12 protein-coding genes are annotated in these 14154 nt (G+C 31.3%); 8 read left to right on the top strand and 4 right to left on the bottom strand.

Annotated features, from left to right (window positions below; genetic code table 11):
• The first annotated feature begins 34 nt into the window (after positions 1-34).
• Positions 35-685, top strand: coding sequence for an amino acid ABC transporter permease (locus CUEA01_RS20665; RefSeq protein WP_234123867.1), 651 nt, complete (start codon positions 35-37; stop codon positions 683-685).
• A gap of 28 nt (positions 686-713) precedes the next feature.
• On the top strand, positions 714-1445 hold the full coding sequence (locus CUEA01_RS20660) for an amino acid ABC transporter ATP-binding protein (RefSeq protein WP_329604015.1): 732 nt from the start codon (positions 714-716) through the stop codon (positions 1443-1445).
• Between the two features lie 469 nt (positions 1446-1914).
• Here CUEA01_RS20660 and CUEA01_RS20655 read toward each other — a convergent pair whose 3' ends face one another.
• Both CUEA01_RS20655 and CUEA01_RS20650 read right to left on the bottom strand, forming a co-directional pair.
• Positions 1915-2100: a hypothetical protein gene (locus CUEA01_RS20655; RefSeq protein ID WP_234123866.1), complete on the bottom strand. Its 186-nt coding sequence runs from the start codon at positions 2098-2100 to the stop codon at positions 1915-1917.
• A gap of 90 nt (positions 2101-2190) precedes the next feature.
• The gene (locus tag CUEA01_RS20650) at positions 2191-2370 is read right to left on the bottom strand and encodes a hypothetical protein (RefSeq protein ID WP_234123865.1); all 180 of its coding nucleotides are present in this window, start codon (positions 2368-2370) and stop codon (positions 2191-2193) included.
• 248 nt (positions 2371-2618) lie between these two features.
• Between CUEA01_RS20650 and CUEA01_RS20645 the strand changes: the two genes are divergently transcribed.
• From CUEA01_RS20645 to CUEA01_RS20635, 3 genes are all read left to right on the top strand, one after another.
• Positions 2619-3131 (top strand): sigma-70 family RNA polymerase sigma factor, encoded by a 513-nt coding sequence (locus CUEA01_RS20645; RefSeq protein ID WP_234123863.1) that lies wholly within the window; start codon positions 2619-2621, stop codon positions 3129-3131.
• Between the two features lie 15 nt (positions 3132-3146).
• Complete coding sequence (locus tag CUEA01_RS20640; RefSeq protein WP_234123861.1) at positions 3147-5099, top strand: beta-propeller domain-containing protein; 1953 nt, start codon at positions 3147-3149, stop codon at positions 5097-5099.
• Between the two features lie 555 nt (positions 5100-5654).
• Positions 5655-6146 carry a hypothetical protein gene (locus tag CUEA01_RS20635; RefSeq protein ID WP_234123859.1) on the top strand — a complete coding sequence of 164 codons (492 nt, stop codon included), beginning with the start codon at positions 5655-5657 and terminating at the stop codon, positions 6144-6146.
• A gap of 539 nt (positions 6147-6685) precedes the next feature.
• On the opposite strand, the gene adhE is transcribed toward CUEA01_RS20635, so the two are convergent.
• A complete protein-coding gene (gene adhE / locus CUEA01_RS20630; RefSeq protein ID WP_234123858.1) occupies positions 6686-9262 on the bottom strand; it encodes a bifunctional acetaldehyde-CoA/alcohol dehydrogenase in 2577 nt (858 codons plus the stop codon).
• Between the two features lie 413 nt (positions 9263-9675).
• Between adhE and CUEA01_RS20625 the strand changes: the two genes are divergently transcribed.
• The 3 genes from CUEA01_RS20625 to CUEA01_RS20615 are packed head-to-tail and all read left to right on the top strand — an operon-like array spanning position 9676 to position 13086.
• Positions 9676-10464 (top strand): electron transfer flavoprotein subunit beta/FixA family protein, encoded by a 789-nt coding sequence (locus tag CUEA01_RS20625; RefSeq protein WP_234123856.1) that lies wholly within the window; start codon positions 9676-9678, stop codon positions 10462-10464.
• A 14-nt stretch (positions 10465-10478) separates the two neighbouring features.
• Positions 10479-11687: an electron transfer flavoprotein subunit alpha gene (locus tag CUEA01_RS20620; RefSeq protein WP_234121672.1), complete on the top strand. Its 1209-nt coding sequence runs from the start codon at positions 10479-10481 to the stop codon at positions 11685-11687.
• A gap of 13 nt (positions 11688-11700) precedes the next feature.
• A complete protein-coding gene (locus tag CUEA01_RS20615; protein ID WP_234123854.1) occupies positions 11701-13086 on the top strand; it encodes an FAD-binding oxidoreductase in 1386 nt (461 codons plus the stop codon).
• A gap of 393 nt (positions 13087-13479) precedes the next feature.
• Here CUEA01_RS20615 and CUEA01_RS20610 read toward each other — a convergent pair whose 3' ends face one another.
• Positions 13480-14154 (bottom strand): class I SAM-dependent methyltransferase, encoded by a 675-nt coding sequence (locus CUEA01_RS20610; protein ID WP_234123851.1) that lies wholly within the window; start codon positions 14152-14154, stop codon positions 13480-13482.

Here is a 14154-nt window from a genome sequence, read left to right as displayed (position 1 = left end):
TATACATAAGAATTTTTAGGAGGAGAAGGGCACTATGGATTTTAGCATATTAAACAAACTTATACCAATTCTTTTAAACGGAACTTTGGTAACTATAGAACTTACGTGTTTGGCGATTATTTTTGGCTGTATTATAGCATTGATAATAGCAATTTTTAAAATATCATCTAATAAGGTTTTAAATACAATAGGAAGTTTTTATACTTGGATATTTAGAGGAACACCTCTTTTACTTCAGTTGTACCTTTTTTACTATGGATTTCCAATGTTAACAGGTATTAATCTTACAGCTATGCAGGCGGCTATACTTGGACTTAGTTTAAATTCTGGTGCATATGTTGCTGAAATTATAAGAAGCGGTATTCTTGCTATAGATAAAGGTCAGTTTGAGGCATCAAAGGCATTGGGTTTCACATATCCACAAACTATGAAGAGGATAATACTACCTCAAGCTTTTAGAGTAATTATTCCACCAATGGGCAATGAATTTATAGCTTTAATTAAGGATACCTCTCTTGTTTCTGTTATAACAATGGAAGAACTTTTAAGAAAAGCACAACTTTTTGTTTCATCTTCTGGTGATGCTGTTACTCCATACTTCATGACTGGTATTTTTTATCTAGTACTTACAACTGTATTCACTTTTTTATTCTCACGTGTAGAGAAGAAACTATCAGTTTATTAGTAATATAAATTAGGAGAGTGTTTTAGATATGTTGATGATAGAAGCTAAAAATTTAACGAAAAAGTTTGGCAAGCTTACCGTTTTTGAAGATTTAAGCATAAACGTAAATAAAGGTGAAGTGCTTGTTATAATAGGACCTTCAGGTTCAGGAAAAAGTACTTTCTTAAGGTGCCTTAATCATCTTGAAATCCCAGATGGGGGCAGCGTAGTGATTGAAGGAGAAACTTTGGACAGCAAAGATGGTAAGAAATATAGAAAAGTAATTGAAAAAATGGGAATGGTTTTTCAAGGCTTTAATCTTTTTCCACATATGACAGTACTTCAAAATGTTATGGAAGCACCACTTACTGTAAAGAAAGAAAAAAGGGAAATAGTAAAAGAAAGAGCTGAAAAGATTATTGATAAGGTAGGGTTAAGTGAGAAGCACCAATCATATCCTTCAAAATTATCAGGAGGACAAAAGCAAAGAGTTGCTATAGCTAGATCCCTATGCATGCAGCCAGATATAATGTTGTTTGATGAGCCTACTTCAGCACTTGATCCAGAACTTGTTGGAGAGGTTTTAAGTGTTATGAAGAGTCTTGCAGAAGAAGGAATGACAATGGTGGTTGTTACTCATGAAATGGGTTTTGCAAGAGAAGTTGCTGATAGAGTAATATTTATGGATGGTGGAAAAATAGTAGAAGAAGCTCCACCAGAAGAAATTTTCTCTAATCCTAAAGAAGCAAGAACTAAGGAGTTTTTAGATAAAATTTTATAATTAATAAACATTGAGAAATAAGTGTAGTGGATTAATCAAAGGACCTTTGTCAGGTGTAGAAAAATGATGTTAGTGAATAGCGGCTCAAAATCCTAAATAAAATTAATAAAACTAAGTGGCAAATTTTTTAAAGCTTAAGAGCTTTCGATAACTCACAAAAAGACGCTCAGACAATCTAAAGCTCTAAAGCTTAAAAAAATTTTCCACTAAGTTTTATACAATTTTATTTTAGAAATTTTTTCGCCACTATTCCCTAACATCATTTTTTTCTACACCTACCAAAGGTCCTTTGATTAATCCACTACATCTTTGTTTCCCAATGTTTAAATAAGTTGATCAATTAATATACCAATTAGCGTATTTTAACATATTATTTAGTAAAAAATCAAAGTTTCTGCACTAGCCCCAAATTGTGTAGGAACACTAATATTTTTGATTAATTTATGTCTTTAAAATGGAGCACTAGAAATTAGTAATATAGGTTCAAGAATCTTAATGGGATGACGCCTAAACCTCTGGTATGTGTCCTTTCCCTTAAACAACTGTCTGCAAAATCAAAAGTTGCCATTTCCTTTTCAATCTTTTCCTTTACACTAAGATTTTCCTGCTCATAATCGAATGGTCCATGTTCAAAAATAATATCTTCTTCTGCCACTCGGATATTCGGTTATTCACCTCGTTTCAATTACCCTACATTTATTATAAAGAAAGAGAGAGCGCGTTGCTTGATTTTACTTGTTGCTTTTTATTTATCATGTGGATCAGTATCAAAATCGTATAAACTTGGCTTAGAATAATTATGTTGTTTTTTTCTTCTTTCTTTAAGGTTGGCATCAGATTCTTTAATAAGATTATTAATATAAGTTGTTCCAGAAAGGTCTAAATAAATTTTACCTATTGAATTTACGGCTTTTTTTAAATTCATATTAATACCTTCTTTCGAATATATGATTTATTTATTATTCTATCCAATATTTAGATATTATTTTACCATAAATATAATTTTATTGAAACTAAATATTGGATAGTGTAGTCTAATAGGTATAAAGATAAACCACTGTGAAACTTGAAATTTATTTGTACCAAAATGCCGTTTTCTTGGCATTATGGTGCACATGAATTTCTATAGTTGAACTGGCACTGTACTCTGAATAAAGTTTGGAGGTGAATATTTTGAACATTGACGACCTTATTACAAAGGCTCAAAGTGGCAATACAAATGCTTTTGCAGAGCTTATGTATAGCAAGAAAGAAATGCTATATAAAACTGCATATATTTATGTTAAGAATAAAGAAGATGCACTTGATATAGTAAGTGAAACAGTTTATAGGGCTTATAAAGGAATAAAGAAGCTTAAAAATCCGGAATTTTTTAATACCTACGTAACAAGAATATTGATAAATTGTTCCATTGATATGTTAAAAAAGAAAAATAAATTTGTTTTGGATAGTGAAAGTGTTTTGCAAAGTGAAGCGTCAAAGGATGAAGGCATCGAAGAAAATATAGATTTATATAGAGCTGTGGATATGTTAAACGATAAATACAAGACGGTTATAATACTTAAATATTTTAGAGATATGACTTTTGAGGATATTTCAGAGACTATGCAATGTCCTATTGGAACAGTTAAAACGTATCTTCATAGAGCATTAAAGGTGCTTAGAATGGATTTAATTGAAGAGTAAAGGAGGAAAATCGTTTTGGATGATTTAGATAAAATAAAAAAGTTTAAAACTGATATGGATAATATAGAAGTTCCTACAGAAATAGATTTTGCCATAGAAAAAGGCTTGAAGAAAATCGAAAAGCCACATAGGTTAAAGAAGTTTAGTGTTTATTTTGCAGCGGCCGCAGCTGTTATTTTACTTATAGCTTTAAGCCCATTAAAAGCTTGGATTCAGGATTTTTATTTTGAAAAAACTACGCATGTAAATTCTAAAGGAATAGCTATTGTTGGTTCTTATGGAAATTTAGAGAGTATATTAAGAAGTTATAAAAGTAATATAATGACAAACGGGGCTATGAAAAGTGCTTCAAAATCAAGTGTATCAAATGCATCAAATGATAAACAAGAGATAGCACATTCATCTACAAATGTGCAGGTTAATGGAGTTGATGAACCGGATGTAGTAAAAAATGATGGTAAATTTATATATAGTTTAAGCTTTAAAAACAATAAACTTTATATAATAAATGCGTATCCAGCACAAAGCATTAAGGTTGAAGCTAGTGTATCAATAGACACTAAATTTCATCCTAGCAATATGATTTTAAAGGATAATTATTTAATAATATTTGGAGGTTATTCCATGAGTACTGATAACAATAATCAGGCGTGGTATATGTGGAATAATACTAAAATCCTTGTATATGATGTGAGTGATAAGAAAAATCCTAAATGTGTTAAAAGTTTAATAGCATGTGGTGAGTATAATGATGCTAGACTTATAGGTAATAGAGTTTATGTAATGTCTAATAAGGATATAAACATTGGCTTTAATGGTATGAAGAAAGATGATTACAAACCTTTTTATATTGATAGTAGTTTAAACGGTAAAGAAAAAAGAATTGATTATAAGGATATAGAATATGATCCAAAAGCTACTTATCCCAATTATATGGTTATATCAAGTATAGATCTTTCTAATATAAATAATGAAGCTAAGGTTACAGTAATGCTTGGAGATGACGGAAATATTTATTGCAATGAAAATAATTTATATTTTGCCTCAAGTGATGAAGATAACAAAACAATAATATATAAATTTAACCTTTCAGATGGAAAAGCAGTATTTCAAAATAAAGCAGAAATTGAAGGCAGTACACGTAATCAATTTTCGATGGATGAATACGATGGCTATTTAAGAGTAGCTGTTACTAAAAACAATAATGGATTAGTAATAAGTAAATCCAGTGGAACCTATAGTCCATCAAAAGAACAAATGTCCAGTAGTATTTATGTTTTAGATAAAAATATGAAAATTATATCTCAAATTTCTGGTATAGCAAAAGGAGAAGAGATATATTCAACGAGATTTATTAATGACAAAGCGTATGTGGTAACTTATAAGGAAACAGATCCGCTTTTTGTTGTAGATTTGTCTAACCCAGCAAAACCTAATATAACAGGAAAACTTGAAATGCCGGGATTTAGTACGTATTTGCAGCCCTATGATCAAAGCCATCTTATAGGGTTTGGTAGAAATTCAACAGAAGTTTCCGAGAATGGTACTGTTGTGGTGAAATCAGGTAATATAAAATTTGCTATGTTTGATGTTTCTGATATATCTAAGCCAAAGCAAATGTACAAAACAGATATTAAGGATACTGATTCATATTCAGATGTTTTATATAATCATAGAGCGCTTCTATTTGATAAAAATAAAGAAATTATGGCATTACCCATTTCAATGAGGGATAAGGATAACAAAATGACCGATGGAGTTTATGTGTATAAAGTTGATTTGAAAAACGGTTTTACTTTTATTGGTGAAGTTCTAAATAAATATGATACAGATGCATTAACCTATTATGGAGTTCAGGACGTTAGAGCTATTTATATAGGGGATACATTGTATACAGTATTTGATTCAAAAGTAGTTGCAAGTGACATTAATAATTTAAAGACGGTTAAAGAACTCATATTAAGGTGAAGTAATTGGGCTGTCGCATAAAGAATAAATATTGCGAAGTAATAGTTAAATTTTTTCGCCTAAAAAGAAGGCGAAAAAGCTAATAGTGAAGGGTTTTAACTTGCTTTGCTCGTTAAAAGGTGAACTTTTTCACTTATGTGAAAAGCAAAGGATGATTTTCCTCCGCTTTGCTACGAAAAATCTTTAATTTAAATTTATAATTTTTCCGTAGCAAAGCGGAGGAAAAATAACATTAACTTTCGGATTTATCCGAAAAGTTAACCTTTAACGTGCACAGCATCGTTAAAACCTTCACTTTTCACGTAAGTGAAAAAGTTAGTCTTTTAATGAGCAGGGCGAAATTAAAACCCTTCACTTGATTTAGTTCGCAATAATTTTAAGTTATGTATTAAATAATCTTAATGCAACAGCCACATTACTTCACCTCAGAACGAAAATTTAAGGAAAAAAATCCTCCGTACCTACGGAATTTTGGGTTGATACAGAAAAAGGAGTGAGTCACATTAAAAAAATAATTTGTATTATATTATGAATAAAGTGAAGGAATGAACTGAAATGAAAAGAGTAATATTCTTAATCTCTATTTTTATAATTATGAGCCAATTTCTAGTTGGTTGTTCCTCAAATAGCAATGTAAAATTTAAAGAGGTATATTCTGAAGTAATAGGTTTTAGTAAAACTGATGAGAAATTAAAATCTGTACCACAAAATGCAATTCTTATGATAAATAATGAGGAATTTCAAAAGTTTAAAGATAAATATTTTACTCCGAGAAAACTTTCAATTGAATCGCCAGCTAAAGATAAAGCAGTTTTATATTTGCAGTTTTCTGCAACGGGTTCTAGTATACCTATGTATAAAGTAAAAAGTATAAAAACAAATAAGAATACTTTAATTGTAAATGTAAAACAAACTCAAACTGCTGAGGTTAGTGTATCAAGAGGATTTAATGGTACTTTTAAGTGGGTAATGATTGTAGAACTTGATAAAACGAAATGTAAGACAGTAGTACTAAAAGGAGTTACTCTGAACAATGGCGCACGGTGAATTACACATACTAGGGGTTTGGGCGTAAGTCCATTAAGATTATTAACTAGTTATAACTAATTTCTAGTGATTTATTTCCCAAAAATGAATTACCCCAAAATGCTAGCGCGCCTACGCAATTTTAGGTAATAATGTAGAAATAACAATTGTTACCAAAAGCGTTGAAATTACAGTATTAGGTCGTTAAAAATAATTGTATATTGTGAAATAAAGATGTAGTGGATTAATCAAAGAACCTTTGGTAGGTGTAGGAAAAAAATGATGTTAGGGAATAGTGGCGAAAAAATTTCTAAAATAAAATTGCATAAAACTTAGTGGAAAATTTTTTAAGACTTTAGAGATTTAGATTGTCTGAGCATCTTTTGGCGAGTTATCGAAAGCTCTTAAGCCTTAAAAGATTTGCCGCTTAGCTTTATTAATTTTATTTAGGATTTTGAGCCGCTATTCACTAACATTATTTTTCTACGCCTGCCAAAGGTTCTTTGATTTTGCACTACACTTTGATTCGCAATATACAATATTTGTGCGACAGCCACGTTTTAGAAGGCTTTCGTATATATATCTTTAAGTTGACTTATAAGTGGATATCTAGGATTTGCTGCTGTGCACTGATCATCATAAGCAAGCTCAGACATTTTATCTAATGTGAGATAAAAATCTTCTTTGTCAATTCCAATTGCACTTATATTTTTAGGAATATTTATTTCCTTCTTTAAATCTGAAATAGCTTTTATTAATGCTGCAACCTTCTCATCATCATTGCTGCCTTTTAAATTTAAATAATCTGCGATTTCAGCATATTTTTCTTTTGCATTAGGATATTTATACTGAGGAAATGCTGCTTGTTTTGTTGGGCAATCTGTTGCATTAAACTTAATAACTTCTTCAATTAAGACTGCACAAGCAATTCCGTGAGGAACGTGATGCATTGCTCCAAGTTTATGAGCCATAGAGTGACATATACCTAAGAAAGCATTACCAAAAGCAATTCCTGCAATATTGGATGCGTGTGCCATTTTTTCTCTAGCATCAACATCTATTTTTCCGTTTTTATAGGCTAGTGGTAAATATTTAAATATCATTTTTATAGCTCTTAAACATAATGCATCAGTATAATCTGTAGCCATGCTTGAAACATATGCTTCTATGGCATGAACCAATGCATCTATTCCTGTTGCAGCAGTTAATCCTTTAGGCATGTTCATCATTAATTCAGCATCTATTATAGCCATCTTTGGTGTTAACTCATAAGAAGTTAAAGGATATTTCATTCCTGTTTCATCATCAGTTATAACTGCAAAAGGTGTTACTTCAGAGCCAGTACCAGCAGTTGTAGGAATTGCTACTGAAATTGCCTTTTTGCCTAGTTTAGGGAACTCACATATTCTTTTTCTTATATCTAAAAATCTTATAGCTAGATTTTCAAGGCTTGCTTCTGGATATTCATATAGTAAGTGCATTATTTTTGCGGCATCCATTGCAGAACCACCGCCAATTGATATTATAGCATCTGGTTCAAAGCTTAGCATTTTTTTTGCACCATCTTTTACAGAACTAATGCTTGGATCAGATTTTATATCTGAATATATATCATATTTAATATCTACTTCATCTAATACCTTTGTGATTTTATTAACATATCCGAGTTTAAAAAGATCCTTATCTGTTACTATAAATGCTCTTTTTATATCCATGTCTTTTAATTCTTTTAATGCAAAGCCAAGGCAGCCGTATTTAAAATATATTTTTTGAGGTACTTTGAACCAAAGCATATTCTCCCTTCTTTCAGCAACACTTTTAATATTTAATAAATGTCTAGGGGTTACATTTTCTGATATAGAATTTCCGCCCCAGGTACCACAGCCTAAGGTAAAGGAAGGTGCTATAGCGAAATTATAAAAATCTCCACTTGCTCCTTGTGAAGAAGGCATATTGATAAAGGTTCTTGAAGTTTTCATTGCAAGTCCAAATTTTTCAACCTTTTCTTTATTATTTTCAGAATCTATAAATAAAGAAGAAGTATGTCCATTTCCACCCAAGTATGCAAGTCTTTCTGCTTTTTCAAGAGCCTCATCAAAATCTTTAACTTTATACATTGCCAATACTGGTGATAATTTTTCGTGTGAAAATAACTCATCTCTTTCAACAGATTGAACTTCACCTATTAATACTCTCGTAGTTTTTGGTACTTCTATTCCTGCCATTTTAGCAATTGAACAAGCTGATTTTCCTACTATACCAGCATTAATGTTTCCATCTTTAAACATAATTTCTTTTGCCTTGGCGATTTCGTTTGTATTAAGTATATATGCTCCACGTTTTACAAATTCATTTTTGACCTTTTCATATATTGAATTTGGAACTAATATAGCTTGCTCGGAAGCACATATTACACCATTATCGTAGGTTTTGGATAAAATTATGGAGCTTACAGCCATATTTATATCTGCGCTTTCATCAATTATTGCTGGAGTATTTCCAGCTCCAACACCGATTGCAGGTTTACCCGATGAATAGGCGGCTTTAACCATTGAAGGACCTCCTGTTGCTAAAACTATATCAGCGTCACTCATTAATTCTTGTGAAAGCTCTATTGAAGGTTCATCTATCCAACCTATTATATCCTTGGGTGCTCCAGCTTTAACAGCTGCATCTAAAATTAATTTTGCAGCAGTAATAGTTGATTTTTTTGCACGAGGATGAGGTGAAAAGAAAATTGCATTTCTTGTTTTTAAAGAAATTAGTGATTTGAAAATTGTTGTAGAGGTTGGATTTGTAGTAGGGATTATAGCGGCAACAACTCCAATTGGCTCTGCAACTTTTGATATACCTAATGCTTCATCATGTTCTATTACTCCACAAGTTTTTTCGTTTTTATATTTATTATATATATATTCTGCTGCAAAATGATTTTTTATAATTTTATCTTCTACAAGACCTATTCCTGTTTCTTCTACTGCTAACTTAGATAAACTTATTCTCTCCTTAGCAGCAGCTATAGCGCATTGCCTAAAAATTTCATCAACTTGTTCTTGAGTATATGTTGCAAATTTTTTTTGAGCGTCCCTTAATTGATTGAGTTTTTGTTTTAGCTCTTTTGAATTTGTGACTTTCATTAATATACACCTCTTTTATAAAATTTGAGAAATAGTTTGATATTTAACAAACTATTGCAAATAAAATTGGATGTGTTATATAGCACACATTAGTATTTTATAAATTGAGAAATAAAATATTGTCATACTCAATGATGCGAATATAGTAAACTATTGATATATCAATGACCTGTACACTACTTTTTAAAATAAAACTGTTATATAACATGCTTGATTTTTACAATGTCAGTATATACCACCATTTTATTATTGTCAAACATTTAACAATATTTTTTAAAAATAATTATATTCTAAATTTTATTAAAAATTTTTTAAATTTCTGGATTTTGTAGAATAATTTTTTTGTGTGTGCTATAATTTATCTTAAAATTGGTCATACCAATATACCAATTTTAAAATATGGAGGGATCACAATGGAAATATTAGTATGTATTAAACAAGTTCCAGGTACTAGCAAAGTTGAAGTGGATGAAAAAACAGGAGTATTAAAAAGGGATGGAGTAGATTCTAAAATGAATCCGTATGACTTATATGCTCTTGAAACAGCACTTAGGATTAAAAAAAAGCTTGGAGGTAGCGTAAACGTCATAAGCATGGGACCACCGCAAGCAAAAGAAGTCATTAAGGAAGCTTATATGATGGGAGTAGATAGGGGAGCACTTATCTCAGATAGAAAGTTTGCAGGAGCTGATGTACTTGCTACAGCTTATACAATTTCCCAAGGAATTAGAAAAATGGGAAACTTTGATTTGATATTATGTGGAAAACAAACTACAGATGGAGATACCGCACAGGTTGGACCAGAAATAGCAGAATATTTAAAAATACCGCATATTGCAAATGTAATAAAAATAGAAGAAGCAAGTGAAAAAGCTATAACTGTAGAGATGGATATGCCAGATACAATAGAACTTGATAAAGTTACCTATCCATGTTTGCTTACAGTAGATAAGGACATCTTTCAGCCAAGACTTCCTTCTTATAGGCAAAAGCTTGAAACTAAGGATAGAGAAATACAGACTATTTGTCTTAATGATTTTGAGGATAAGGATGAAAACCAATATGGACTCAATGGTTCTGCAACTCAGGTAGAAAAGATATTTCCGCCTTCAGTAAATAATGACAGAGAAACTTGGACGGGCAGCAGTGATGAAGTATCAAACAAAATAATTGGAAAGCTTAAACAATTAAAATATGTTTAGTGGAGGGGATTATTATGGGAAAGTTAGTTGTTAATCAAAATAAAGTTACAAAAGAAAATATAAATGAACTTTTGAGTATATGTCCATTTAATGCTATAGAAAATCATGATGGAAAAATTGAAGTAAATGCAGGCTGCAAGCTTTGTAAGATGTGCGTTAGAAAAGGCCCTAAAGGGGTAATGGAGTTTGTAGAAGAAGAGGTAAAGGCAATTGATAAAAGCTTGTGGAAAGGAATCTTAGTATACGTAGATCATGTTGAAGGAAATATACATCCAGTTACCTTCGAGCTTATAGGAAAGGCAAAGGAACTGGCTTCAAAAATAAATCATCCAGTTTATGCATTATTTATTGGGCACAATATAAAAGAGAAGGCTGAGGAACTTTTACATTATGGCGTTGATGAAGTTTTTGTATATGATTATGAGGAATTAAAGGATTTTTCAATAGAACCTTATACCGCTGTATTTGAAGATTTAATAAACAAAGTAAAACCAACAGCAATACTTGTTGGAGCAACAACTGTTGGAAGATCTTTGGCGCCAAGAATTGCAGCAAGATTTAAAACAGGGCTTACAGCAGATTGTACAATACTTGATATGAAAGAAAATACAGATTTAGTTCAAATAAGACCTGCTTTTGGAGGAAACATAATGGCACAAATAGTAAATCCAAACAGCAGACCTCAAATGGCAACAGTAAGATATAAAGTAATGAGTGCCCCAGAAAGACAGAAAGAAGAAAGTGGAAAAATATCTTTATGCAGTATAAGTAAAGAAAAACTTGCTTCTAATATAAAGGTTTTAAAGGTAACTAAAAAGCTTCCAGAAAACAGTATTTCAGATGCAGAGGTAATAATTGCAGTTGGAAGAGGTATAAAAACTAAAAAGGATATGGACATGGTATATGAATTAGCAAATCTTTTGAAGGCAAGAGTTGCTGGAACAAGGCCACTTGTTGAAGCAGGCTGGATAGATGCTAAAACTCAAATAGGTTTAAGTGGAAGAACTGTAAAGCCTAAACTCATAATAGTTCTTGGAGTTTCAGGAGCAGTTCAATTTACAGCTGGTATGAACAGCAGTGAATATATATTTGCAATAAACAAGGATGAAAAAGCACCTATATTTAATGCAAGCCATTATGGAATTGTTGGTGATATATACGAAATAGTACCAAAGCTTATTGAAGAATTAAAACAAAATAAGAAAATAGAATCAGCTGTTTAGGAGGGGAAGCTTTATGGTTAATGTAGAAGATATAAAATATTTTAAAGAACTTTTAGGTGAGGATAGAGTACTTAGTGGAGATGAAATAAATGAGGACTTCAGCCATGATGAACTTGGCGGTGTAAGTAAAATGCCAGAAGTACTTCTAGAGGTAGAGACTACAGAGGAAATATCAAAGGTTATGAAATATGCCTATGAAAAAGGAATACCAGTAGTACCAAGAGGCTCAGGAACAGGACTTGTTGGAGCTTCTGTGCCAATGCTTGGTGGAATAATGATAAATATGAGCAGCATGAATAAAATTCTTGAAATTGATGAAGAAAATTTAACACTTACTGTTGAACCAGGAGTTTTATTAATGGAAATAGGAAAGTTTGTTACTGAGCATGATCTTTTTTACCCACCAGATCCAGGAGAAAAATCAGCAACAATAGGAGGAAACATCAGTACAAATGCAGGAGGCATGAGAGCAGTGAAGTATGGTGTTACAAGGGATTATGTAAGAGGTCTTGAGGTTGTACTTCCAAATGGTGATATTATGGAGCTTGGAGGAAAGGTTGTTAAAAACAGTTCTGGCTATAGCATAAAGGATTTAATATGTGGTTCAGAAGGAACACTTGCAATAATAACTAAGGCTATTTTAAAACTTCTACCACTTCCTAAGAAAACTATAAGTCTTTTAGTGCCTTTTAAGAATCTTGATACAGCCATAGGAACTGTACCCAAAATTATAAAATCCAAGTCAATTCCTACAGCTATAGAATTTATGCAAAGAGAAGTAATAATTTCAGCAGAAGAATATTTGGGTAAAAAGTTCCCAGATAACAGTGCTGATGCATATTTACTTTTAACTTTTGATGGAAATAGCAAGGAGCAGGTTGAAAAGGATTATGAAAGTGTTGCAGAAATTTGTCTTAATGAAGGAGCACTTGATGTTTATATAGTTGATACAGATGAAAGAAAAGAGGCAGTTTGGAATGCAAGAGGAGCCTTCCTTGAAGCCGTTAAAGCCTCAACTACAGAAATGGATGAATGTGATGTTGTAGTTCCAAGAAATAAAGTAGCTGAGTTTATAAAGTATACAAATGAACTTCAAAATAAGTTTAATATAAGAATAAGAAGCTTTGGTCATGCAGGCGATGGAAATTTACATGTTTATATTCTTAGAGATGATTTAAGCAAAGAAGAATGGGACAAGAAGCTTGAGGAAATATTTAAATGTATGTACAGCAAAGCTATTGAACTAGAAGGACTTGTATCAGGAGAACATGGTATAGGTTTTGCTAAAAAGAAATATTTGTTTAATCAGTATGGAGAAGAATATATTTCTCTTATGAAAAATATTAAAAAAGCTTTTGATCCTAAAAATATATTAAATCCTGAGAAGGTGTGTGAATAAAGATAGACCATTGTGAAACTTAAAATTCATTTGTACCAAATGCCGTCTTCTGGGCATTATGGTGCATATGAATTTTAATAGTTGAGCTGGTATATCTATATAAAAAAGTGTTATTATATTTGAAACAGATTAGATAATAGAATAAAGTTGAAGAGTTTGTTACATTTAAATATTATAAAGCAACTTAAGTGAAAGTTTTTAACGGTGCTTTGCACGTTAAAAGGTTAACTTTTTCACTATGTGAAAAGTGAAGGGTTTGACATAGCTACGCTTGTCAAAGGTGAAGGGTTTTACCTTTGGTAAAAAGTAAATGTTGATTTTCCTCCGCTTTGCTATGGAAAATCTTTAATTTAAATTATAATTTTCCGTAGCAAGGTGGAGGAAAAATAACATTTATTTTATATTTTTAAAAGTAAGCCAATATAGATTTGCATCATATTCAACTTCCTTAATTAAGGTAAAATATTTTCCTATAATATACTTAGCAAATGCTAAAGTCCAAAAGTATGTTTGATATTCATATATACCTTTGTTTGGAATATCATGAAATGCTTTATGAATACCACTGGATAAATCATAAGTTTCTTTTGAATCTCTTCCAGTTCTAATTCTGCTAATTCCGTCTTGGATTGTAATACAAAATAGACCGTTTGGAGTCAAAATATTCTTAAGTTCCTGACATAAAATCTCTATATCTCCATATTGAAATTCCACAATATTCAATGGAAATAATGCTAAATCAAATGAATTTTCTTTAAACTGCATGTCTAAGATATTCCCCTCAACAAATACGCAATGACTTTTTATATCCTTACCAATTTCTCTGGCAATTTCTAAAGCAACATCTGAAAAATCAATACCTGTTACTTTTGCACCCAATTCTTCCATAAGAAAACTATATTTTCCTGCATTACAGCCTAAGTCCAATGCTGTTATCTTAGCATTTATTAAGTCTTGCAGCAGTGGTTTAATAAGATTAAGTTTCTTGTGGTTGCTTTTATTTCGATAATCTATCATGGGATGATAACCAACTGCATTATATCTATCTTTCATTATTTTAGTATTCAT

Source organism: Clostridium hydrogenum (assembly GCF_021432385.1).
In the GTDB taxonomy this organism is placed as follows: Bacteria; Bacillota; Clostridia; order Clostridiales; family Clostridiaceae; genus Clostridium_S; species Clostridium_S hydrogenum.
Note: the sequence above shows the minus strand (reverse complement) of the source record. Positions and strands in the feature narration are given on the sequence as shown.

Excerpts from the sequence above, each read along its gene's own strand:
- CUEA01_RS20665 (WP_234123867.1), top strand. The coding sequence starts at position 35 with ATGGATTTTAGCATATTAAACAAACTTATACCAATTCTTTTAAACGGA.
- CUEA01_RS20660 (WP_329604015.1), top strand. The coding sequence starts at position 714 with ATGTTGATGATAGAAGCTAAAAATTTAACGAAAAAGTTTGGCAAGCTT.
- CUEA01_RS20650 (WP_234123865.1), bottom strand. The coding sequence starts at position 2,370 with ATGAATTTAAAAAAAGCCGTAAATTCAATAGGTAAAATTTATTTAGAC.
- CUEA01_RS20635 (WP_234123859.1), top strand. The coding sequence starts at position 5,655 with ATGAAAAGAGTAATATTCTTAATCTCTATTTTTATAATTATGAGCCAA.
- adhE (WP_234123858.1), bottom strand. The coding sequence starts at position 9,262 with ATGAAAGTCACAAATTCAAAAGAGCTAAAACAAAAACTCAATCAATTA.
- CUEA01_RS20625 (WP_234123856.1), top strand. The coding sequence starts at position 9,676 with ATGGAAATATTAGTATGTATTAAACAAGTTCCAGGTACTAGCAAAGTT.
- CUEA01_RS20620 (WP_234121672.1), top strand. The coding sequence starts at position 10,479 with ATGGGAAAGTTAGTTGTTAATCAAAATAAAGTTACAAAAGAAAATATA.
- CUEA01_RS20615 (WP_234123854.1), top strand. The coding sequence starts at position 11,701 with ATGGTTAATGTAGAAGATATAAAATATTTTAAAGAACTTTTAGGTGAG.
- CUEA01_RS20610 (WP_234123851.1), bottom strand. The coding sequence starts at position 14,154 with ATGAATACTAAAATAATGAAAGATAGATATAATGCAGTTGGTTATCAT.